Genomic DNA, 24,751 nt, shown 5'->3' with positions numbered 1-24,751 from the left:
TTTGTACAAGGGATGGTATCCTCATGAAATGTATTAACGAATTTTTAAGAACGGTAATAGCGCAAAAGCTGGGTGCCGAGGTGACCGAAGCAGAAGATAAAACCGCTTTTTTTACTCTTGGCGTGACGTCTCTCATCAGTGAAGAAATCATGACCATATTGCATAAAGAATTTACCGGCCTTTCTGAAACGCTGCTGTTTGAATATCCGAACATTGAGAAATTGAGTGAGTTTTTAAGTGCGCAGAAACGAAATCCCGAAAGCGTTCTTGAATTCAAAGAAACGGAGCCTGATACGGGAAGCCGGCAGGAAGAAGAATTGCTTCCTGTACAGGCGGCTGAAAAGGTGCCTGAACCGGGAACGGACAGGAGCTCTGATATTGCGGTTATCGGAATGAGCGGGATGTTTCCGAAAGCGGAAAACCAGCATGATTTTTGGAACAATTTAATGGAAAATAAAGATTGTGTCTCCGAAATCCCTGAGGACAGATGGGACAGCTCTTATTACTCGGAAGAGAAAACGGCAGAATACGCGTCATACAGTAAATGGGGAGGTTTTATTGATCATCCGGATCGATTTGACCCGCTGTTTTTTTCTGTTTCCCCGTGGGAAGCTGATTTAATGGACCCTCAGCAAAAATTGTATGTCACGTGCTGCTGGGAAGCGATGGAGGATGCCGGTTACGGGAATCCGGCGGCGAGGCCGACGGATCAAATCGGTGTATTCGCCGGAGTGACCTGGAATGAATATTCATTAATTGCACACGAAGAAGGTTTCCTCAAAGATCAGTATAAAGGCCCCGGCTCCTTATATTGGGGCATTCCGAACCGGGTTTCTTATTTCCTTGATCTCCATGGACCGAGCATCGCTGTTGATACGGCGTGTTCTTCATCGCTTGTCGCCGTCCATCAGGCTTGTCAGGCCATTATGTCGGGCGACTGTGAAATGGCGCTTGCCGGAGGCGTCAACCTCAGCTTACATCCGCAAAAATACATGTTTTTAAGCCAATCGCATTTCCTGTCTTCTGAAGGAAAATGCCGCAGTTTCGGTGAAGGCGGAGACGGTTACGTGCCCGGTGAAGGCGCGGGAGCCGTTTTATTAAAACCATTGAAAAAAGCGATTGCGGACAACGACCACATCTACGGTGTCATTAAGGGGTCCGCCACTAATCACGGCGGCAAAACGACCGGGTATACGGTGCCGAATCCGGAAGCGCACCGGGACCTGATTTTATCCGCTATAAACAGAGCCGCGGTAAGTCCGGCGGATATCAGCTACATTGAAGCTCACGGAACCGGCACAGCACTCGGCGATCCGATTGAGATACGCGGTCTGTCTATGGCATTTGATAAACAGACCGATGAGAAAAATGACTGCGGAATCGGCTCAGTGAAATCCAATATCGGACATTTGGAAGCGGCTGCAGGGATCGCCGGTTTAATCAAGGTGCTTTTAAGCATGAAACATGAAACGCTTCCCGCCAGTCTGCACTCCGAGGAACTGAACCGCAAGATTTCTTTTTCTGATTCGCCATTTTATGTCGTCCGAAACAACCGGCCGTGGCCGGCTGAAGGAGATAAACCGAGAATCGCCGCAATCAGTTCATTCGGCGCAGGAGGCTCTAATGCTCATCTGATCGTAGGTGCTTATCAGCCAAAACGGCAAGCGGACGGGAATACTGAACAAAAACCGCATGCGGTCGTACTAAGCGCACATTCCGAACAGCAGCTGAAAGAATATGCCGGGAAATTAAGCTCTTTTCTTACCCGATTGGAAAACTCGCCTTCTGCCGGCGGATACAGCCTGGAAAATATCGCTGCCACCCTATTGTCAGGCAGAGAGCCTTTCTCCTTCCGGCTTGCTGTCATTGCATCATCCCTTTCTGAGCTGAAACAGCGATTAAACGGGTTTGTAAGCGGTCACAGAGACGGAAGGCATATTTACTTCGGAAAAGCGTCACCTGGGCGGCCGGACGTTTCAGGCCAATCCGTTTCAGATCCTGAGAAATTTGCCGCGCTGTGGGTGAAAGGCTTTCAAGATTGCAAAAAGCCGGAAACGCCGTATCAGAAAGTTCCGCTTCCTACGTATCCGTTTTTAAAGGAAACGTCCTGGCTGACCGATCAAAAAAAGCGGTATACAAAAAAGCCCCAAAATACCAAAAGTCGTGAAGCGATGCATCCTCTGCTTGATGAGAATGTTTCATCCGCCCGGAAAGGGACGTTTCAAAAGATATTTTCCAAGGATGAATATTTCTTTAAAGATCATTTAGTGAACGAAAAATATGTGCTTCCCGGAGTCTGTCATCTGGAAATGGCGGCATACGGCGCGGGATTGTGGGGAGAACGCCCGGTCGTCTCTCTTCAAAGTGTGTGGTACATGGAGCCGATTGTGACAGGGACAGACCCAACATCCGTCATGATAGAGTTTGAAGCAGAAAAAGAGCGTATAAGCTATGTCATTAAAGAAAAAGGAGCGGACGGCAACCTCTTTTCGCAAGGAGAAGTGATTTGTAAAGAAAAAGGAGCGCCTTTTGAGGCCCCGGTCTTTCAGCTCCCGGCGCCATTTACGCAGAGAACGGAGCCGAAAGACATCTATCACTCGTTCTCTGAGGCGGGAATCGTGCAAAAGGACAGTTTTCAGGTCATCCGCGAATTCTCTTATACAGAAAGGAAAGCACTGGCCAAATTAACGCTCCCGTCACACTTGGAAGCCGATTTTAAACAGTACATCCTGCATCCGTCCTTAATGGATGGCGCTGTTCAAACTGCAATGGCGCATGTGCTGCAATTTCAAAAAGAGCCTGCGCTTATCGTACCGTTTTCCTTCGGAGAAATACAGCTGCTTGAACCGTTAGCGAAAACCGTATTTGTGCATGCGGAGGTAAAAGCGGCCTCCGTTCACCAATTTGATCTGCATATTTGTGATGAGCGCGGCGTGCTGTTGGCGGCAGTGAAAGATTTTATCATAAAAGAGGTGCAGGAAAGCGCCGGGTTTAACCAAAAAGCCGGCGCCACGCCGAAGAAAAGCCGTGAAACAGAATTGCTTATGACACCGGTTTGGAACACCGTCACCATTCCGGAAACCGGCATGTCTTTCATGCGTGAAGAAAAAATAATCGTCATCGGGGCCGGGCCGGATTTTCAGCAGGCTTTGAAAGAGATGTATTCCGATGTCCGTTTTCCGGACATCACTTCTTTGGACAGCGCGGAACAAATGGCTGAAACACTGAAAGCGCAAGGCTCTTTTCAACACATGATATGGGCGGCACCGGATCATCCCATTCCATCCGTTTATGATGCGGATACGGCCGGGGGACAGGAGCACGGGGTCATGCAGCTTTTCCGGCTGGTAAAAGCGCTTCTGCTTCTGAATTTTGACACGGAACCACTATCATTGACAATCTGCACGTTTCAAGCACAGCCGATTCATGAACATGATGAGGTCAATCCGAGTCATGCAAGCATACACGGATTAGCGGGATCGCTCGCAAAAGAATACACCAATTGGAGCATCCGGCCTCTTGATTTGGAATCTCAAAGGGGAGACCGGCATCTTCCCGATGTCTTTTCTTTACCGGCGGACCCCGAGGGAAATCCGTGGGTCTTTCGTGCAGGTCAGTGGCACCGCCAGCAATTGGCAGTCTGCCAGCCTCATGCAGAAGAGCCTTCGTTATACCGGCACGGCGGGGTTTATGTGATTATCGGCGGAGCAGGCGGAATAGGAGAAGTGTGGACTGAGTATATGATTCAGACCTATCAGGCGAAAATTGTCTGGATCGGGAGACGGAAAAAAGATACACAGATTGAAAGAAAGCTGAAAAGACTTGCGGCTTTAGGTCCCGCACCGCAATATTTCAGCGCAGATGCTGCGGATTATGATTCTCTCAAGCGGGCGTATGACACCATTGTGAAGGAAAATGGACAGGTCCTCGGAATCGTTCATTCCGCCATCGTGTTATCAGACAGAAGCTTTGCCAATATGGAAGAGGATCAGTTCCGCGCTTCACTTTCTGCAAAAACTGATGTCAGCTTGCAGATTGCCCGGGTAGCTGAAGGGGAACCGCTGGATTTCTTGTTGTTTTTCTCTTCGATGATGTCGTTTCAAAAAGCGCCGGGACAGAGCAATTATGCCGCCGGGTGCACGTTTAAAGACGCTTTTGCTAAGCGGATCTCACAAAAAGCGCCGTATGCCGTAAAAGTTGTCAATTGGGGTTTTTGGGGAAGTGTCGGCGTCGTGGCTTCAGAACAATACCGGAAACGGATGGAGCGGGACGGCATCGCTTCTATTGAGGCGCCCGAAGCGATGAAAACGCTGGAAACCCTGCTTTCCGGACCTCATGACCAGTTGGCGCTGATCAAAATGACAGATCCGGTTTTTATGAAAGACGATCTGAAAGAACAAGTAACGGTTTATCCGGAAAAGATTCCTCCCGCACTCGGACAATTAGCGGGTAACATCACGCAGAATGACGAAGCTGAGAGGTTAAAAGCATCAAGTGTAATGAGCTGCATGAGAGAGATGGAGTCCCTCATCGAAAAAATGCTTGTATCAACCCTTTATGAGATGGGCGCAAGGCTTGATGAGACTTTGCCGTTATTTCAATCAGCTGCCGGCATAACGGAACAATACAGCAGATGGCTGAAAGAGAGCTTTGTCTTCCTGACTGAATTAGCGCTTTCTCCGGAAAAAACGGATCTAGGGCAAATGTGGGAGGAATGGGAGCGGAAAAAAGAGACTTGGCTGCGCCAGAAAGACATGAGGGCCCATGTCAGATTGGCAGAAGAGACATTGCGTGTGCTTCCAGACATTTTAACCGGTAAGCTTCCAGCAACCGAAGTGATGTTCCCTGACTCCTCCTTCCGTCTTGTGGAAGGCATTTACCGCAATAATATCATTTCTGATTTTTTCAATGACAAGCTTGCTGACACATTGATTGCAGTTTTGCGGGAACGTCTGGAAAAAGACCCGCAGGCGAAAATCCGCATTTTAGAAATCGGGGCCGGAACGGGCGGGACGAGCGCCGCGGTCATGAGAAAATTGAAACCGTATGAAGCGCATATTGCCGAATATTGTTTCACGGATATTTCTAAAGCATTTCTTTTACATGCAGAAGACATATTCGGTCCGGAATATCCTTATGTCACTTATAAAATATTCAACGCTGAGCAGCCGGTATCAACAGAAGCGCCGGACATCGGCACGTATGACGCAGTGATCGCGACCAATGTGCTTCATGCGACAAAAAATATCCGCTCTACGCTGCGCCATGCGAAAGCAATGCTGCAAAAAAACGGCCAGCTGTTTATAAATGAGATCAACAGCCGCACCATATTCAACCATGTGACGTTCGGCCTTCTTGAAGGCTGGTGGCTGTATGAGGATCATGATTTACGGATTCCGGGCTGTCCGGGGGTTAAGCCGGCCGGCTGGGCGGAAGCGCTTTCGCTTGAAGGATTCGCCCATCCTCTGTTTCCGGCAGAAGCCGCACACGACTTAGGCCAGCAGATTATAGCGGCTGAAAGTGACGGAACGGTCAGGCTTGTCCTCCCGCAGGCATCAGAAGAAAAACCGGTGCGCCGTCCGTATGACGCAGATGGTCTCTCGGATAATACCTTGCATTTCAGCTTGAGAGAAAAAAGCGTTGAACTGATGAAGAAGTTAATCGGTGAAGCGCTTAAAGTGCCGGCGCATCGTCTTTTATCCCATGAACCTTTAACCGCATACGGATTGGATTCCATACTGGTCGTCAGACTGACCAACGCGTTAAAAGACGTCTTCGGTTCTGTCAGCAGCACTTTGTTTTTTGAATATCAAACCATTGATGAGCTTGCTGATTACTTTCTGTCTTCCCGTAAAGAAGCGCTCGAGCGGCAATTCGGGAATGGACGGGCTCATCTCGAAAACGCCGGATGGGTGCAGGCTCCCGCGGAAAGCGCCGCGCCGATTCCAAACGTAAGAGAACGGGGGATCACATATCTGACGGAATTAATAGGAAAAACGCTGAAGATTCCGAGCGGGAGAATGGATCCGTCGGTTTCCTTAACCGCATACGGTTTGGATTCTATTCTGGTCGTCAGGCTCACAAATGCTTTTCGTAACGTGTTTGACCAAATGACCAGCACCCTCTTTTTTGAATATCAGACGATAGAAGAAATCGCGGATTACCTGCTTCTTTCTCAGCGGGGAGCATTTATGAAAGCGATGGGTGTGCGTGAGGAGCAGCTGTCTGATCACACAGATAACCTGAATGTAAAACAAAACAAGATTCCTCAAAACGAGGAAGGCAGCAGGACAAACGGAGATCTCTATATCCAGGATATCGCTGTCATCGGTCTGTCAGGCCGGTATCCGGGCGCCGATCACGTTGATGAGCTGTGGGAAAATGTAAAAACCGGCAGGCATTCTATTACTGAAGTGCCGAAAGATCGCTGGGACTGGAAAACGTTTTATAACGAGGAACGCGGAAAATGGGGGTCCATTTATTCAAAATGGGGCGGTTTCATCGATGACATTGATAAATTTGATCCGCTGTTTTTCCGTATATCTCCCGCGGAAGCTGAAAGGATGGATCCGCAGGAAAGGTTGTTTCTGCAGACTGCTTATTCAAGCATTGAAGATGCGGGGTATACCCCGGCCGCGCTTTGTGACAGCCGGAAAATCGGAGTCTTTGTCGGTGTGATGAACAGCAATTACCCGACAGTTCCCAGCGACTGGTCTATCGCAAACAGAGTATCGTTTTTGTTCAATTTTCAAGGGCCGAGTATGGCTGTGGATACAGCATGCTCTTCTTCTTTAACAGCTGTCCATCTCGCCGCAGAAAGCCTGCGGAGCGGAATGAGTGAAACAGCGATTGCCGGCGGAGTCAATCTTATCGTTGATCCGGCCCACTATGAGCGGCTGTCCGCTTTTTCAATGCTGTCTCCCGGTGATAAATGCAAATCTTTCGGAGACAGTGCGGACGGTTTTGTTGACGGTGAAGGAGTAGGGGCGATTGTGTTAAAGCCGCTTGCTCAAGCGGAGAAAGACGGCGATCATATTTACGGCGTTATCAAAGGAAGCATGCTGAACGCAGCAGGCAGGACAAACGCTTATATGGTGCCGAATCCGAAAGCGCAGTTTGATCTGATCGCAGAGACGTTGAAACGGACAGACATTCACCCGAGAACGGTCAGTTACTTGGAAGCCCACGGAACGGGCACTGCGCTCGGTGATCCGATTGAAATCGACGGGTTAACAAAAGCTTTTCGCCTGACAACAGAAGACAGGCAGTTTTGTTCCATCGGTTCAATTAAATCAAATATCGGACATTTAGAAAGCGCTGCCGGGATTGCGGGGATCACCAAACTGCTTTTGCAATTGAAACATAAGAAGATTGCCCCTTCATTGCATGCGGCGGAATTGAATCCGAATATTGAGTTTGAGCACACTCCGTTTTTCGTACAGCAAAAAGAAACGGAATGGAAACGCCCTGTCTTGAATATCACGGGTGAAATGAAGGAATACCCGAGAATTGCCGGCATTTCCTCGTTTGGAGCAGGAGGTTCAAACGCACATGTCATCATTCAGGAATATGTGCCGTCTGACAGCCTGAAACCAATGGAAAACGCGTCTGTTTCTCCGCAAAAACCGGCTGTTATTATTTTATCAGCGCGAAATGAGCAGCAATTGACAGAGCGCGCCCGCCAGCTTCTGGATGATGTCATAAGAAAAAAACGTTCTGACGGGGATTTGACCAAGATCGCTTATACGCTTCAGGCAGGAAGAGAACCGATGGCTGAGCGGCTTGCATTTACGGCCGAGTCGATAGAAGAACTGAAAATGAAGCTTATGAGTTTCTCAAACGATCATAATATCGAACATGCTTATATCTGGCGGGGCAGGACTGCCAAACATCACTCATTGGCGGCTTCGCTCACTTCTGATGAAGATATGGCGCTTACCATAAATGCCTGGCTGAAAAAAGGGAAATACGGAAAGCTGCTTGACCTTTGGGTTAAAGGACTTGACGTCGATTGGTCAGCTCTTTATCAGCGCAACCCGGGCCGCGTCAGTCTCCCGGCTTACCCTTTTGCCAAAGACCGATATTGGGTCACAAAAGCTGATGTGTCACTTGACAAAACAGGCTCAGCGGAAAGTGAGAAAGCAGCCAGACTTCACCCGCTGCTCCACGCGAATACATCGACCTTTACCGCCCAGCGCTTTACTTCTGTTTTTTCAGGGCGTGAACCGTTCTTTGCCGATCATATCGTCAATGGAAAACCGGTGCTTCCGGGCGCGGCTGCTTTAGAAATGGCCCGGGCCGCCGTTACGCTTGCCGCTGAAGACTTGCCGGGCGGGAAAGCGGGTGTCAGGCTCAAACAGATCGTTTGGCTCCGTCCGGTGACGGCGCTTTCTGAAGGAGTGGCGCTTCATGTAAAGCTTCAGCCGGAAGAAAACGGAGACATCGTTTTTGAAGCGTATGCCGAAGGGGAAGAGCCGCTTGTCTTTTTCCAGGGAAAGGCCGTGCTCGAAGAGACGGAGCGTGCTCCGGTACTCGATGTGGAAGCGGTTCAGGCGCGCTGCGGCGGCCGGCGCATGTCAAAGGCTGAGTGCTATGAAGCATTCGACAGCCTCGGCATCACCTACGGACCGTCTCATCAGGCGCTTGACGCCGTCTATGCCGGGAGCGGAGAAGTGCTCGCAAAGCTCACTCTTCCGCCGTCGGCCCGTGAAGAAAAGGAGCCGTTCATCCTGCATCCAAGCATGCTGGACGCCGCCCTTCAGGCTTCTATCGGTCTCGTGCTCTCAAACGGTTCCGCGTCCGGACGGCCGTTTCTGCCGTTTGCCCTGCAGGATATGCAGGTGTTTTCTGCGTGCCGGGAGACGATGTGGGCGGTGCTCTCCTCAGCGGACGGCGCCTATCATCTTGAGCTGTGTGATGAAAACGGCGAGGTATGTGTCCGATTGACGGGACTCACCGCCCGTTTTCTGGAAGAGGAAACGGAGGGAAAACCGCTCTTGCTTCAGCCAAAGTGGCAGGAATCACAGCCGGGTGAAGGCGGACAAGAAGAGTCTTTCAGATACGTGACGCTGTATTGCGGAATGAATGCGGAAGACATCAGCGGCGCCGTATGTGCGGCGGCCGGCGAAGGTCCGATTGAAGACCGTTATGACGCCTGCGCGGCGGAGCTGTCAGCGATCGTCAAGCGTCTTATCAAAGAAAAACAGAAGAAAAAAACGCTGATCCAGCTTCTTGTCCCCGACAGGGGGGAAGACAATGTATTGGCGGGGCTGGCCGCTTTTCTGAAAACGGCTCACCTTGAACATCCGAAGCTGTACGGCCAAGTCATCCAAGCCGATCCAGACGAGCCAGCATTATCGCTTCTTGCCAAACTGAAAGAAAACCGGGCGCATCCTGAACAAGCGGAAATCCGTTATGAAGACGGCAAACGTCTCGTCAGAAACTGGCGTCATCTGCCGGCCTCTCAAAGCGGCGCCGTTCCGTGGAAAGACGAAGGGGTTTACCTCCTCACCGGGGGAGCGGGCGGCATCGGACTGATTTTCGCTGAAGAAATAGCCTCCCGCGTCAAAAACGCCGTCCTCGTATTAACGGGAAGGGCGGAAGCGCTTGATGAAGATCGCTCCGCCCGCTTACGGCGCTTGGAAGCGTCGGGTGCCTGCGTATTGTATCAACCGGTTGACGTGACAGACAGGGCGGCGGTCATCGCCCTCGTCCGCGGCATACAGGAGGAGCACGGAACACTCGACGGGATCATTCACGGCGCCGGCGTGATCGCTGACAACTACATTCTGAACCAGACAGAAAATGAACGGAAGACCGTCATGGCGCCGAAAGTGAAAGGGCTTATCAATCTTGATGAAGCAGCGAAAGATGTGCGGCTGGACTTTTTCATTCTGTTTTCTTCCTTGGCGGGAGGCATGGGAAATCCAGGGCAGGCCGGTTATGCGGCAGCCAACGCATTTATGGATGTTTATGCAGCCCGCCGAAACCGTCTCGTGCGGGACAACAAGCGGAGCGGGCAGACCCTGTCCGTCAACTGGCCGCTTTGGGAAAAAGGCGGTATGCGTGTGGATAAAGAGACCGAACGGCTGATGTATAAACAGACCGGAATGAAAGCCATGCGATCGGCTTCAGGCATCCAAGCGCTTTATGCCGCTTTTGCCTCCGGAGAACACCAGGTCATGGTGGCAGAGGGCGACGAAAAACGGATTCGAAAAAACCTGATGCCTGAAGCGCCGGAACCGTCCCGCAGCATTCATGTGTCAAGGAAGACGCACGTCCATCTGCCAAATAAAGTACAAGCAGAACTCAAACATATGATATCAGGCATTCTGAAGGTGAAAGAAGAAGAAATAGATGCTGAATCAGAGATGAGAGATTATGGCTTTGATTCGGTTTCATTCACGCAGTTTGCAAATGAACTAAATAAAAGGTATAGGCTTGAACTGACACCGGCCGTGTTTTTTGAATACCCGACAGTCTTTAGTTTTGCCCAATACTTGCTGACGGAACATTCGGATACATTCGGCTCACAGGCAGAAACAGCAACAGAAACGGAGAAACCGATTGTGCGTAAAAAAATGAAGACGGAGCCATTCTCGATTTCGTCCCGCCTTCCTAAAACAAAAACCGCAGCTGCACCTGAAGAGCCCGTGGCGATAATCGGAATCAGCTGTGCATTTCCAATGGCTGAAAATCCGGAAATGTTTTGGGAGAATTTAGCCGGAGAAAAGGACTGCATTTCTGAAATACCGCCGGAGCGCTGGGACTGGAGACAGTATTACGGAGATCCGCAGAAAGATAAAAATGCCAGCAATGTAAAGTGGGGCGGCTTCATTGATGAAACCGCTCAATTTGATCCTTTATTTTTCGGTATTTCTCCGCATGAAGCCGAAATGATGGATCCTCAGCAAAGACTTTTAATGATGCATGTATGGAAAGCGATTGAAGATGCCGGCTGCTCTGCCAAAAGCCTGTCAGGTACAAATACAGGCATTTTTGCAGGCACGGCAAACAGCGGTTACGCTCAGGAAGCTTCAAAGTTCCATATAGAGATTGAGGGTTCTTCCGCCGCCGGAACGGTTCCGTCAATCGGTCCGAACCGCATGAGCTATTTTCTGAATATACATGGGCCGAGCGAACCGATTGAAACCGCCTGTTCAAGCTCATTGGTTGCTGTTCACCGTGCGGTCAGGGCAATTCAGGCCGGAGACTGCAGCATCGCGATTGCAGGAGGCGTCAATGCTATTGTGTCGCCGGATATGCATATCAGCTTTAATAAAGCGGGAATGCTCAGTGAAGACGGGCGCTGCAAAACATTTTCCGATCAAGCGGACGGGTATGTCAGAGCTGAAGGGGCGGGCATGATTGTTTTGAAAACATTATCCGATGCGGAACGTGACGGCGACCGTATTTATGCCATTATTCGCGGAACGGCGGAAAATCATGGCGGAAGGGCGGCTTCCCTTACATCGCCAAATCCGAAAGCACAGACAGAAGTCATGATAAAAGCTTATCAGCAAGCGAACATCGACCCCCGTACAGTGAGTTATATTGAAGCCCACGGCACGGGAACTGCGCTCGGAGATCCGATAGAAATCAACGGGCTCAAAGCGGCTTTTGCAGCGCTTTATCAGAAAGCCGGAGTAACGGCACCCGATCAGCCTCATTGCGGCCTCGGTTCCGTCAAAACGAATATCGGCCACACAGAGCTTGCCGCCGGCATGGCCGGTCTTTTAAAAATTATTTTGCAGATGCAGCACAAAACGCTCGTTAAAAGTCTGCATTGTGAAACCGTTAATCCGTATATCAGCCTCGACGGCAGCCCGTTTTATTTCGTCCGCGATACTCAGCCGTGGAAAGCGGCGACTGATGATAGCGGAAATGAACTGCCGAGGAGAGCGGGTGTCAGCTCGTTCGGATTTGGCGGTGTCAACGCTCATGTCGTGCTCGAAGAATATGTTTCTCCTGTTGAAGAGAAACAATGGACGGCCGGTGAACTTCAGCCGTCCTTATTCATTCTCTCGGCAAAGCGGGCGGAACAGCTGAAGGAACGTGCGGAACAGCTTCGCAGATATTTGGAAAAGTCACATTCAGCTGACGGAGCTCTTGCGGGTATCGCTTATACGCTTCAGCTTGGCCGGGATGAAATGGAAGAGCGCCTTGCCGTCATTGCTGAAACAAAAGAAGAGCTTACGAACGCGCTGAATGATTTCCTCAGCGGCAAGGAGACGGGGCAGAATTTCTTTACAGGCCGGAACAAAGCGATGAAACAGCTGTTTACAGAGATGACGGATAACGCAGAAATGAGCGGGACCGTAGATCAATGGATTGAAGCAGGAAAGTATGCAATGCTTGCAAAATTATGGGTGCAAGGTTTACATGTCGACTGGAATAAATTATATCCGGACGAAAGGCCAAAAAAAGTCAGCCTGCCCGTCTATCCTTTTGCGAAAACACATTGCTGGATACCGCACAGTGCGCAGCATATAAGACAACGGGAGACTTACGGGACTGATACGTCCCCGCTTGAGACTTATGAGCGCCTGCTTGATGAATTGGAGAAAAACGAAATAAGCATAGAAGCCGCTGTAAAAAGAACGATCGGTTTTTACAGGGATTAGCGTAATGGAGGAAACCATATGAAAGAGTTTCTGCACCGGGTTTTTTCTGACGTCAAAAATAAAAAAATGACAAAACAGGATGCGATCGGCATTTTGCGAGATTATGATATGCGGATGGGACTTCGCCAAGCGGCTTCCCTTCATCCGCTTGCTCAGCAGCATATTTCCGATGAAACGGGACAGGGATTCTCGGCAGCTTTCAGCGGCCGGGAATTTTTTCTCGCTGATGTTTCTTTACAGCATAAAAAGCTTATGCCCGGAGAACTTCTTTTGGAAATGGCGAGAGCTGCGGCTGTTTTGACAGTAAAGGAGACTGCGGCAGTCCGGCTGACGAATATTGTGTGGTCAAAGCCCATTCTGACTGAGGCTGAGCCGTTCCATATCGAAATCAGGCTGATACCCGCAGAGGGTGAAGCCAAAAGGTTTGAGATTTATAATCCATTTTCTGCCGATTCCAGTCATCATGATGTGTACAGCCAAGGGACGATTCAGCCAGTTGATGCTGTGCCTGGCATGCTGGATATCAGCCGCTTGAAGGAAAACAGCGGTTCCCTGATGGATCAGCAGCAAATTGAAGCCATCACTCAGAACGATGCCGTTCAATACAATGAGCACATGAAAGGAATTGAGCGTATTTATGCCTCAGCAGGACGGATGCTGGCAGACATATCAATTCCATTGACAAACCAAAAAGAATCCTCCCGATTCGGCCTCCCTCCCTGTGTGATGCAAAGTGTGACAGAGGCATGCGCGCTGCTTGGCGGCAAAGAATATAAAACGCTCGCCCCGGTTTCATTGAACGAGCTTTTGTTTTATGAATCTTGTCCTGACAAGGTACGGGCCGAGATACAAGAGAAGGCGGGGAGCTTTTATATTGATTTATGTGACGAGGAAGGAAAAATATGGGCTTCCCTGTCGGGGTTGAAGCTGCAGCCTGTCATCAAGACGGGCGCTCCCGGAAAAACCAATGCCGAACACCGCAGTGAACGTTTGTATGAACAAACGCTTCTTCAGCTCAAAACGCTTTTTGGCCTGACTGCAAAAATTGCTGTTTCCAACATAGATACTGAAGAGCCGCTGGAAACCTACGGAATCGACTCAGTCACTGTGACGAAATTGAACCGCGAATTGTCTCTGCTTTTCGGTGACCTTTCCAAAACGGTTTTTTACGAATATAAGACACTGGGCTCCCTGGCAGCTCACTTTGTCACGGATTATCCAAAAGAATGCCGAAAATGGACAAATGATGATGAGCACCGTTCAGGCATATCAGAACAGGTTTTGGCAAATGAAGATTTTCCGGTGCTTCCGTCATTTATCAAGCGAAAGAAACGGCCTTCTTTTTCCAATGAGAATCAGACAAAAGAAGGGATTGCGATTATCGGAGTCAGCGGATGTTATCCGCAAGCTGAAACACTTGAAGAGTACTGGGATAACTTAGCAGCCGGAAAAGACTGTGTGACGGAAATTCCCGAAGAGCGCTGGGAAAAGGACAAGTACTACAACCCTGATCCCGAAGCGGCCGTGAAAGCAGGGAAAAGCTACAGTAAGCGGGGCGGGTTTCTGAAAGATGCCGCTTTCTTTGATCCGCTGTTTTTTCAAATTTCACCCCGTGATGCTTTGAATATGGACCCGCAGGAGCGTCTCTTTATTGAAATGTGCTGGCAGGTGCTGGAGGATGCCGGTTATACGAAGGAACAGCTTGAGAATCTGTATAACGGCCGGGTCGGCGTTTTTGCTGGCATTACGAAAAACGGGTACGGAATGTACTGGAAAAACGGCGGCGCCCTGCAGCCGAAAACGTCGTTCAGTTCAGCGGCCAACAGAGTTTCCTATTTTCTTAATCTGAAAGGGCCGAGCATGCCGGTCGACACGATGTGCTCGTCTTCGCTGACTGCAATTCATGAAGCGTGTGAAAACATCCTTCGCGGCGAATGTGACATGGCGATTGCCGGCGGTGTGAATGTGTATACGCATCCTTCGGCTTATGCGGAGCTCAGCGCCTATCGAATGCTTTCAAAAGACGGAACGTGCAAAAGTTTCGGTGAAGGCGGGGACGGATTTGTTCCCGGTGAAGGCGTCGGGGCCGTGCTGTTAAAGCCGCTGTCAAAAGCGATGGCTGATAAGGACCATATTTACGGGGTGATTCGCGGCACTCATATCAATCACGGCGGCAGAACAAACGGGTATACAGTGCCGAGTCCGAGCGCCCAGGCTGACGTGATTTCCGGCGCGCTTGAAAAATCAGGAATACATCCGCGGATGATCAGCTGTATCGAAGCCCACGGCACGGGCACTGAACTCGGAGATCCGATCGAAATTGACGGTTTGACCCGTGCATTTCAAACGAAAACGTCAGATAAAGGCTTTTGCGCCATCAGCTCAGTTAAATCCAATATCGGGCATTTGGAAGCCGCCGCAGGCATTGCCGGTGTAACGAAACTGCTGCTCCAGTTTCAAAAACGCAAGCTGGCCCCCTCTTTACATTGCCGGAAATTGAATCCGAATATTGCATTCGACCGGACGCCGTTTGTGGTGCAGCGTGAATTGGCAGACTGGAAACGGCCGGTCATTGAGGAAAACGGAGCGCAGAAAGAGATTTCGAGAATCGCGGGAATCTCTTCTTTTGGCGCGGGCGGGGCAAATGCCCACATATTGATAGAAGAATATATTGAACCTGATAGGGAGATTTCTGAGCCATTCACAGATGAAGACCCCGCAGTCATTTTATTATCCGCCAAACAGGAGGCCAGCCTGAAGCGGCGGGCGCAGCAGCTTCTTCAAGCGATCAGAAAAAATGACGTCACAGACCGCAGCCTCCGGGATGCGGCTTACACCCTTCAAACCGGAAGAGAAGCGATGGAAGAACGTGCGGCGTTTATCGTGACGTCGACAGAGCAGTTAGCGGAAAAACTGCAGCGTTTTATTGACGGCGGGACAGACGGCTGCTTCAGGGGAAAAAGCAAACAGCATAAAGACATTCTAGCCGTTTTTAAGGATGAAGATATGCAGGAAGCCGTCCGTAAATGGATGAAAAGAAAAAAATTCGCGAAGCTTCTGGAACTTTGGGTAAAAGGGCTGAAGATTGATTGGTCAGAGCTTTATAACGGCAGCCTGCCGCACCGCATCAGCCTTCCCGGTTATCCATTTATAAAGGATCGTTATTGGCCGGACGATGCAGCGCTGGTCAATGTCCGTGATGCTGAAACACATGCTGAAACATTTCGTGAAATCCGCTTTTTACAGAAAAGCTGGGCAGAAAGCAGCCGTGTTCCGGCTAAGGAAGTGCGGGGCGTCATCGGAATAGCTGCTGATCACCAGACAGGAAATTTGGCCGTTGAGCTGTCCCGTTATTTCCCCGAGTCTGAAATCATTGAGGCTGAATCACCGGTAATATCCGGGGACGCGGCCCGGTTTGGCGGTCTGATTGATGTGACCGGATGCGGGACGGAAATCAAGCGTGATGACGGCTGGATTCATCGTCTGCAGTCTCTCATTGACAACAGAAACCGCGGCCGAAAGCTTCAGCTGCTTTGTGTGACAAAGGGGCTTGAACCTTTTGCAAATGAAACGATAAATCTCTCAGGTGCAAAAAAGGCCGGATTGTACCGGATGCTCCAAAGTGAGTATAAGGATATCCGCTCGCGGCATATGGATGCAGAACGGACTGCCGAAGATCCTGAGCTGGCAAACCAGATCGCAGAGGAGTTTTTTCGCGATTCTGAAGACATCGAAGTGTGTTACCGAAACGGTGTGCGCTATCACGCGCGGTTAAAGGAAACAAACAGCTTAGCTGAAAAAGAATTTTCATTTCCGAAAGACCATGTGCTCTGGATCACCGGAGGGACCCGCGGACTCGGATATTTATTCGCCCGGCATTTTGCCGAACGTTACGGAGTCACGAAACTCGTGCTTACCGGAAAAGAAACAATGCCTCCGAAAGCGGAGTGGGATGACCATATCAAACGGAATTCCCCGTTTTCCGATAAAGTGAGAAGAATCAGAGAGCTCGAACAAAAAGGGGTCCGAACGGAAGTGCTGTCTGTATCTTCCGGCCCTGAATATGAGCAGGCCGTCAGCCGGGTGAAAGAGAAGATGGGGCCGATAGGAGGCGTGATACACGCAGCGGGAGCCGTAGATCTCGATCATCCCGCCTTTATCCGCAAAACAAGAGAACAGATGATGCCCGTGCTTGAACCTAAAACAGACGGACTGGACCTCTTGTATCAAGCGCTGCACAAGGAGCCTCTCCGGTTTTTTGCGCTGTTTTCTTCAGTGTCCGGCGTGATGCCGGAATTAGGAGCGGGACAAAGTGATTATGCCCTGGCTAACGCCTATATGGATTATTTTGCGGCCGCAAAAGGTTTTCCGGTGCTGAGCATCCAATGGCCAAGCTGGAAAGAAACGGGTATGGGCGAATCAAAAAGCCGGGTCTACCAGAAAAGCGGTTTAAAGAGCATCACTGACAGAGAAGGGCTGAGCCTGTTTGATGCCATTATGGCAGGCGATTGCGGGTCTGTTATTATGCCGGCCGTCATCCACCCGGAAAAATGGGAGCCTGACCGTCTGCTGCTTTCATCCGGCCTTACTGAAACAAAGCAGCAGGAACAGGCCGATACAGAAAGCGTTGAGGAATGGCTGACGGGCATTTGCTGCCGGGAATTAAGACTGGAGCCGTCAAGATTTGAATCTGATACACCTTTTCAAGATTACGGAGCCGATTCCATCATGCTTTCCCAAGTGTCCAGAGCGATCGGAAAGAGGATCAAAGCTGACCTTGACCCGGCGGTGCTGTATGAATACCCTACGGTTGCTGCGCTGGCGGGATGGCTTGAAACAGCATATCCGGAAATCAAAGCTGCCGTTTCAAAACCGGTGAAGCCTGTAATCCCGTACATTCCCAAACAAACAGCAGCCGCTGTCATTCAGCCTTCCGGAGCTCCAGCGGCGCAAGACATCGCTGTTGTCGGGATGTCCTGCCGTTTTCCGGGAGCTGAATCAATTGAAGCTTATTGGAAGCTGCTGTCTGAAGGAACGTCGGCCATTCAAAGGGTGCCGAAAGAACGCTGGAAAACGGAGAAGGCGGATTATGCGGGCCTTTTAAAAAATGTAACGCATTTTGACCCGGAGTTTTTCCTTATTCCCGAAGAAGACATCAAGGCAATGGATATCCAGTCCTTTCTTATATTAGAAGAGGCGCTCCATCTGTTCAGAGACAGCGGTTACTCTTTACAAGAAATGAAAGGCAGGTCAGCCGGTGTCTATTTAGGAGGACGCGGCGGCAGTATGCCTGACGAAAACCGTCTGAAGCATGCAAAAAATCCGATAGTCGCCGCCGGCCCGAATTACTTAGCGGCCAATCTTTCTCAATTCTTTGATTTGAAGGGGCCGAGTCTCGTTTTGGATACGGCCTGTTCTTCAGCGCTTGTCGGTATGAATATGGCGATACAGGCGCTTTCTTGCGGTGAAATCGACTCAGCGGTGGTCGGGGGAGTCAGTCTGCTGGAATCCGGTCAAACCCACCGGATGTTCGAACTTCGCAATCTGTTAAGTGAAGAGCCTGCGTTTCATATTTTTGACCGCCGCACCGGCGGCATCGTATTGGGAGAAGGCGTCGGAATGGTGTATTTAAAAACAGCGGCCCAGGCTGTAAAAGACGGGGACCGGATTCATGCGGTCATTAAAGGCATTTCCGTAAACAATGACGGCAGAACCGCGGGGCCTGCCACACCGAATATACAGGCGCAAAAAGAAGTGATGGCCAAGGCGCTTGCCAAAAGCGGCAGAAAAGCGGAGGATATCAGCTACATTGAAGCAAACGGTTCAGGCTCTGAAGTAACAGACCTTTTGGAACTGAGGGCGATTGAAGCGGTGTACCGTATGCAAAACAGCGCGCCTTGCGAATTGGGGTCGATGAAGCCGAATATCGGACACCCGTTATGCGCTGAAGGGATTGCCGGATTCATTAAAACAGTGCTTATGCTCTCGCGCCGAATGCGTGTGCCTTTCCTTTCGGGCAAAGAGCCGATGACGCATTACGATTTGTCCGCCTCGCCGTTTTATTTTTCGCACGCTCTGCGTGAATGGACGGATTCACCGCGAATTGCCGCCGTCAGCAGCTTCGCTGACGGAGGGACGAATGCCCATGTCATAGTGGAAGCTTGGGAGCAAAAGGCATATACCCCGGTTAGAAAGCCTTTGCCGAGACAGGAATTAAAACGCCGGCCCATTCGTCCGGACAAAGCCGAAAACCTGCATGAAAACGCACATAAGTCCCGCCCGAATACGTTTTGGAAACAAATGAAGACTTACTGATTGCGCTGAAAATTGAACGTCGATATGGAGGAAGTTCATATGCGAGAGCAGCTTCTTATTAACAATCAGCATCCCGTTTTGAAACATCATAAAGCCTATGGAAAGGAACTGCTGCCGGGTCTGGCTTATATTGACCTGATCTATCAGACTTTCAGAGAAAACGGTTTATTTCATGCCGGCCTTGAACTCAGGCACTTATCGATTTTTCACCCTTTAGCTCCTGAACAGGGAGAATCAATCCTGCTTTCCGTTGATTGTACAGTGAGCGGCGAAGGGCAGTGGAAGGTGGAGGTGAAAGGGCAAAAACAAGGTGACGAAGCAGCAGAGACAAAGATATATGCCGCGGCGCACATGCATTCCGTCAAGCCCGCCGATTTCCAAGAGAGCGTCCGGATGGATGCCGTAAAACAAACGGCGGCAGAAATACCGATTGAGGACATTTACGCGGAATGCAGGGATCAAGAACTGGTTCATTCAGGAATGATGAAAGGCTGCGGAAGCGTCTACCAAACTGAAAAAGAGATTTATATTGATCTGTCGGTGCAAAAGGATCAGCTGGAACATGCAGAAGAGGCGATGTTTCATCCCGCATTGATCGATGCGAGCAGCATCGGCTCCAATGTATATCTCGCTCCTTTGACGAGGGGGGAGGGGCAATTATTTCTGCCGCTGTTTTATGAATCGTTTTATTGCGCCGAATTGCTGCAGACGACATGTATCACCAAGATAAAAAAAGAATCTGTCACCCGTAAGAAAGATCTCGTTTACGTGACAATGGAGTTTTTCAATGAGGAAGGCAGAAAAGTCGGCGAACTGAAAAACTTCGCCAATAAACTGGTGAGGAACCCGGAACTGATCAATCAGAAACGGCAAAAGAAAGAACTAGACGGGCGGAATGCCGTCCCGGCTTCGCAAGCGGAACCGGCGCCTTCCGAGCCCCGCTCTGCGGAGGCTTCCGCCGGCCTTACTCAACAGTGCATCCTTTATTTAAAAGAATTGCTTGCCGCCCGATTGAACAAACCTGTGAAAGAGATTGACCCGGATATCGGCTACTATGAAATGGGGCTGGATTCTCCGGGGCTGTTGGACATGGTAAAGGAAATTGAACGAAAAATCGGTTCGCAGCTTCTGCCGACGCTGTTATTTGAATACACGACAATCACGGAATTGGCGGGGTATTTGTGCGAACATTACGGAGCCGGTTTCGGCCATGCTCAAAGCGGACATTCAAATGCTGAACCTTTGCATCGGGAAAAAAAGAGGACGACCCAAATCCGCGTGAAAAAATCGGCGTCAGCCGGAACGCAGAATGGAGATATTGCCATCGTCGGGATGGCGGGACGGTACCCCGGCGCCAAAAATCTTCGTGAATTCTGGGCAAATTTAAAAAATGGCGAAAACAGCGTAACGGAAGTGCCTCGTTCCCGCTGGGATACGAGGAAATATGAGCATTTGCGATCACCGTCCGGCAAGCCGATTTCCAAATGGGGCGGTTTTATAGACGATCCGGATTGTTTTGATGCGAAATTTTTCCGGATTTCTCCGCGGGAGGCAGAAGCTAAAGATCCGCAAGAACGATTGTTTTTAGAAACATGCTGGGAAACGATTGAGGATGCGGGCTACACCCCGGAAACAATCGTTCAGCCGAAAGGGCCGAATAAGAGAATGAACGTCGGTGTGTTTGCCGGGGTGATGCATATGGATTATTCTCTCGTCGGCGCTGAAGCTGCGGCCAAAGGGCTGGTCTTTCCTTATCCCTTGAACTATGCGCCGATCGCAAACCGGGTTTCATATTTTTGCAATTTTCACGGGCCGAGCATGGCGGTTGACACCGTGTGTTCGTCATCTCTGACGGCCGTCCATATGGCGGCGGAAAGTCTGAGACGCGGTGAATGTGAAGCAGCTCTTGCCGGAGGCGTCAATTTATCATTGCACCCGACAAAATATATCACATACGGCTTGATGGATATGCATTCGAGTGACGGGCTGTGCCGCACGTTCGGCGAAGGCGGCACAGGCTATGTCTCAGCTGACGGCATCGGGGCCGTGCTGCTGAAGCCGCTTCACAAAGCCGAAGAAGATAAGGATCATATTTATGCGGTGATAAAAGGCAGCGCCGTCAATCACGTGGGAACCGTCAGCGGGATTACCGTGCCGAGCCCTGTGGCACAGGGGGATATGATAGCTGAATGCTTTGAAAAAACGGGGATTGATCCCCGGTCGATTTCTTATGTGGAAGCGCATGGAACCGGAACTTCTTTAGGAGATCCGATTGAAATACAAGGTCTTGTTAAAGCTTACCGCACGTTTACGGAGGATCGGCAATTTTGTGCGATCGGTTCCGTTAAATCGAATATCGGACATGCGGAATCAGCAGCCGGGATCAGCGGGCTTCATAAAACGGTTTTGCAGCTGTTTCACAAAACGCTTGTCCCTTCTTTGCACTCAGAGACGATTAATCCGTATCTTCGTTTAGAGGACTCGCCATTTTACGTGCAGCAAAAAACCGAGTCATGGAAAAAGCCGGCGTATACAGAGAACGGCAGTGAACATTCCTGTCCGAGACGCGCAGGCATCAGTTCATTCGGGGCGACGGGTTCAAACGTTCATCTCATTTTAGAGGAGTACAGGCCCAAAAACCCCGGCATTACGGAGAATCAAGAGAGACTGTATATCGTGCCTCTATCAGCGAAAAATCCGGAGCGGCTGAAGGAATACGCTGCCCGCCTGCTGATATTTCTCAAAGATAAAGCGCTTGAGGGAAGCGGTCCGCTTCATGACAAAATAGATACAATGCAAAATCAGCTGGAAAATGCGTTGAGAGGTGTTCTGGCGGAAGTTCTGCATGTAGCGGCCGGCTCGGTAGATGGTGAACACGATTGGAAGGAATTCGGCTTGGATGTCATGCAGCTGACACAGTTTTCTGAGCTGATGACGGATCAATACGGGCTGGAAATAGACATGACCGATCTCATACAGCATACTTCCGTCCGGACTTTAGCAGAATGTCTTACAAAAGATGAGAAACATAAGAATATTCTTTCCGGTCTTTTCGGTCAGTCCGGCTTAGATAAGCAGCCTGATGAACCTTTTTCCATACGGTCACTGGCGTATACGCTGCAAACGGGACGGCTGGCAATGGAAGAACGGCTTGTTTTTTTAGTGAACGATCAAGCGGACCTGATCAGGAAATTAACTGAATTTACAGAACGAAAACGGCAGATTGACGGCTGCTTTCAAGGGCGGTCTGATAGCGGAACGGAAATCAGGGGTTTCCTGAATGATGAGCAGGATACGGAGGAGCTGATCCGAAAATGGATGGACAGCGGCACTTACAAAAAGCTTGCGGAGTTGTGGTCAAAAGGATTTGAGATAGACTGGACGCGGCTGTATCAGGAGGAGAAACCGCGCAGGATGAGTCTGCCGACGTATCCGTTTGCAAAGGAACAATATTGGATACCGGAGCCCGATCATCCCGTTACTTCCGTAAATACAGAAAGCGGGCTTCACCCGCTGCTTCACCGCAATACATCAGATTTGTTAGAACAAAAATTCAGCACGGTACTGAACGGAGATGAATTCTTCTTAGCTGATCATATCGTCCGAAACAAGCGTGTTCTCCCCGGGGCGGCTTATCTTGAAATGGCGAGAGCCGCGGCTGAACTGGCTGCCGCGCCGTTAGCCGCTGAATACACGGCTAAAACCGGCATTTCGCTGCGGTATATCAGCTGGATACGCCAGGCCGTTCATAAAAAAGAGCCGCTGCGAATGACGACAGGGCTTTCCTTGGAGGATAACGGCAATATTTCATTTCAGGTGTACAGCCATGAAAACGATTCAGACATTTATTGTGAAGGCAGTGCTGTGATTGAGCCGCTTTCTGAGGCGCCGGTCTTGCATATTGAACAGCTGAAAGCGCAATGCCGCAAAAAAGTGCTGTCAAAAGAAGACTGTTATGCGGCGTTTGCAAAGGCGGAAATTGTATACGGACCTTCACATCAAGGAATTGATCACATTTATTGCGGGGAAAAAGAAGCCTTGGCTAAATTGGTGCTCCCTGCTTCCGTTTCTGATGAGGCCGAACAGTTTGTGCTCCATCCTAGTCTGATTGATTCCGCTTTTCAGGCGGCCATCGGCGTTATGAATGAAGATCAAGCGGGTTATCCGGAGCAGCCGTTAATGCCTTTTGAATTGCATGAACTGACCGTTTTTCATACGTGCAATCCAAACATGTGGGCGGCCGTGTTTGTGACGCATGAAACACCGGCTGTGCGAAGAATGGACATTGATATATGTGATGAACGCGGCAATGTGTGTGTAAGGATAAAAGGATTTTCTGCCCGAATGGCCGAAAGTGCGCCGCCCGTAACCGATAATAAGCAATACGATCTGCCGGGTAACCTTACCGGTGCCGTCAAACTGATGCAGGTATGGGACGCGGAACCGATAGACAACCAAACCGGCTTCCCCATTTCTGAAGCAAATGCTGTCATTATAGGCGGTACAGACGGGCAAGCCGACGCGGTTTTACGATTGTTTCCTAAAGCTGTGCGATTTGACAGCAGCCAAAGTGCTTCCGTTGAAGTGATATCTGATCGGCTCCGCCGTCTCGGTGAGATTCAGCATATGATCTGGTTTGCCCCTCAGCCGGCTGATTCTTACATTCATGATCAAAAAAGCGGGGTGCTGCAAATTTTCAGAGCGGCCAAAGCTCTTATCGGTCTCGGGTATGGAAAAGAGCAGCTCGGGATGACGGTGATTACGCACCAAGCACAGCCTATCACCCAATATGATGAGGTGCGTCCCGCTCATTCCAGTGTGCACGGTTTCGTCGGGTCTCTCGCTAAAGAACATCCGAGCTGGCACATCCGTCTGGTCGATCTTGAAGACGGGGGGGATTTCCCCGCAGAAGACATATTCAGCCTGCCCCGTGACCGTACGGGTAAAGCATGGGTGCACAGACATCAGGAATGGTACCGGCCTCAATTGCTTCCGGTCCAAAGCGAGCCGTCTGAAAGTGTTCCTTACCGGTATGGAGGCGTATATGTCATCATCGGCGGTGCGGGAGGCGTCGGCGAGGTTTGGACAGATTATATGGTGACGACGTATAAAGCCCGAGTCGTCTGGATCGGGAGGCGGCCGCTGGACAGCCGGATACGCCAAAAAATAGACCGGTACCGGCCATCAGGCCCGGCTCCCGAATATATAGCCGCAGATGCTTCTGATCTTCCATCGCTTCAGCGCGCCTATGAACAGATTAAAAACACATACGGCACCATCAGCGGCGTCGTTCATTCAGCGATGGTATTTGCGAATGAAAGCGTAAAAGATATGGAAGAATCACAGTTTCACGCCGGCCTTAGAGCGAAAGTGGATATTTCCGTCAACATTGCCGAAGTATTTGCGAAAGAGTCTTTGGACTTTATTCTCTTTTTCTCTTCGGTTATTTCATATATTAAGAATCCGAATCAAAGTCATTATGCGGCGGGGTGTGCATTTAAAGACGCATTTGCCCATGAGCTTTCCGGACGGCTGTCATGCCGGGTCAAAGTGATGAACTGGGGTTATTGGGAGCGGGCTGACAATCACATTTCTGAAGAGTTTGACAGACTGAGTGCAATCGGTCTCGGGCTGATCAGCCGGGCGGAAGGGATGCAGGCGCTGGAAACTTTGCTGACGCAGCCGATCTCCCGTATGGGGCTGATGAAGCTGACCAAGCCGATTCCGATCGAGGGAATGAACCCTCATGAATTTGTGACTATCTGATTGCCTGTCAAAATGACGGAGCAAATTTAATTTTCTTAGGAGGATAA

The 24,751-nt window shown here is 50.1% G+C and carries 3 protein-coding genes; all 3 read left to right on the top strand.

Annotation, left to right across the window (positions count from 1 at the left end):
- Positions 1 to 23 precede the first annotated feature (23 nt).
- Genes AADZ70_RS07045 through AADZ70_RS07035 form a run of 3 tightly spaced genes read left to right on the top strand, consistent with a single transcriptional unit; the run spans position 24 to position 24,704 of the window.
- Positions 24 to 12,623, top strand: a complete 12,600-nt coding sequence (locus tag AADZ70_RS07045; RefSeq protein ID WP_342007924.1) for a type I polyketide synthase — start codon at positions 24 to 26, stop codon at positions 12,621 to 12,623.
- Positions 12,624 to 12,641: 18 nt separating this feature from the next.
- Positions 12,642 to 18,938, top strand: coding sequence for a type I polyketide synthase (locus AADZ70_RS07040; protein WP_342007923.1), 6,297 nt, complete (start codon positions 12,642 to 12,644; stop codon positions 18,936 to 18,938).
- A 39-nt stretch (positions 18,939 to 18,977) separates the two neighbouring features.
- On the top strand, positions 18,978 to 24,704 hold the full coding sequence (locus tag AADZ70_RS07035) for a type I polyketide synthase (protein ID WP_342007922.1): 5,727 nt from the start codon (positions 18,978 to 18,980) through the stop codon (positions 24,702 to 24,704).
- Positions 24,705 to 24,751 lie beyond the last annotated feature (47 nt).

The sequence above is a fragment of the Bacillus sp. YBsi01 genome, from assembly GCF_038406745.1.
In the GTDB taxonomy this organism is placed as follows: domain Bacteria; phylum Bacillota; class Bacilli; order Bacillales; family Bacillaceae; genus Bacillus; species Bacillus siamensis.
This window is presented reverse-complemented; position numbering and strand designations above follow the sequence as displayed.